This window comes from Roseovarius halophilus (ex Wu et al. 2025) (genome assembly GCF_047086965.1).
This window is the reverse complement of the sequence record NZ_JBKOTX010000461.1, coordinates 1-1,434: the sequence shown is the minus strand read 5'-3', so window position 1 is coordinate 1,434 and position 1,434 is coordinate 1. Positions and strand designations below refer to the sequence as shown.

Here is a 1,434-nt window from a genome sequence, read left to right as displayed (position 1 = left end):
AGGGCTGCCGGTCGCCCTCCAGCAGGGCCGCGGCGCGGGCGAGCGCCGCCTCCGCATGCCCCTGGCGCAGCAAGGCGTCGGCGGCGAACTTCTCGTGGAACCAGAGACGTGTTTTCTTCTCGTCGAGCAGGGCCAGCACCTCCTCGTGCCGCCCGGCCTCCAGCAGGCAGGACAGCGTGAGCGTGGCGGTCGCACAGTGGGAAAAGCGCGCATGGTCCGCCCAGGCCGCGCGGACCAGGTCGAGATCGCGGTCGGCATGGTCGTTCATCAGCGCGGGGAAGGCCGCGATCTCGCCGAACCGCTCCGAGACCGGCGCGAGGTAGTCCACCCCGTCGTCGCGGATCGCGGTGCGCAGGCGCTCCAGCCATGCCGCGCGCGTTGCCGCGTCGGCGGGGGCTTCGATCAGGACCGGGAGCAGCGTCTCCTGCGTCCGGTGCACGGCCGTGCTAAGGGCCCCGGACGAGGTGTCGATATGTTCGAACGCCGGCCAGATGCGTTCGGCGAGGGCCACCACGCCCTCGGCCGCGGTCACCGGGTCGCTGCGGCGCACCGACCGGATCTCGGTGCTGGCCGATTTCAGCCGGTCGATGGCCTTCGCCGAGCCGCGCCAGCCGAAGGCGCCCGCGCGCAGGCCGGGCTTGAAAGCCCATTTGTGGGTCGATTTGCGGGCCACGGTTCCTCCTTTTCGCGATCGCATTATGGCACGGGAAGCGGTGGTCATGAAACGCCCTCGGCAAAGACATCCGGCGCCCGCCGGCTTGACCTCGCCCCTGGCTTCGTCTTGGTGGCGCTCGCGGAACGGAGGGATCACCATGGCCGATGACATGGAAATGCGCGAGAAGCTGGCCAAGCTCGAGGCGCTGTTCGCCCGCGGCGCGACCGAGGGCGAGCGGGCGGCCGCCGGCGCAGCGCGCGACCGGCTGCAGGCGAGGCTCGCCCCGGAAGCGGAAGGGTCCGACGCGCCCGAGGTCGAGCTGCAATACTCCCTGCCGGACGTCTGGTCAGTCCGGATCTTCGTCGCGCTGTGCCGCAAGCACGGCATCCGCCCCTACCGCTATCCGCGCCAACGGCGGACGACCGTGATGGTTCGGGTACAACAAGACAGTTTCGATCAGACGGTGGCCGCCGAGTTTCGCACCCTACACAAGGAGCTCACAGCCTATTTCAACGCGACCGTCGAGCACCTGATCGCGGACGCCATGAAATCGGACGGCAGCGACGAGACGCTGGAGCAGCGCCAGCTGCCCGGGTGAGTGCGCATCCCGGAGTATCCGGTATCCGTTTTCCGGTTTTTGTCATCCCTCTTACCGGTGATTTTTCGCATTGACGCGCCGACTGTCAACGGCGGAGTAAAACCCGACCAAAGGGCGGCGCAAAAGTAGGCCACTTTGGGGTTGGGCGTGAAGGGCGCATAGAGTGCTGGCGGCCAGTCGA

1 protein-coding gene and 1 pseudogene are annotated in these 1,434 nt (G+C 68.3%); one reads left to right on the top strand and one right to left on the bottom strand.

Features of this window, described 5'->3' with window-relative positions:
- Positions 1-673: pseudogene (locus tag ACH107_RS32825) on the bottom strand (hypothetical protein); the annotation flags it as partial.
- 139 nt (positions 674-812) lie between these two features.
- Here ACH107_RS32825 and ACH107_RS32820 point away from each other — a divergent pair.
- Positions 813-1,253: a hypothetical protein gene (locus tag ACH107_RS32820; RefSeq protein ID WP_412509780.1), complete on the top strand. Its 441-nt coding sequence runs from the start codon at positions 813-815 to the stop codon at positions 1,251-1,253.
- The last annotated feature ends 181 nt before the right edge of the window (positions 1,254-1,434 follow it).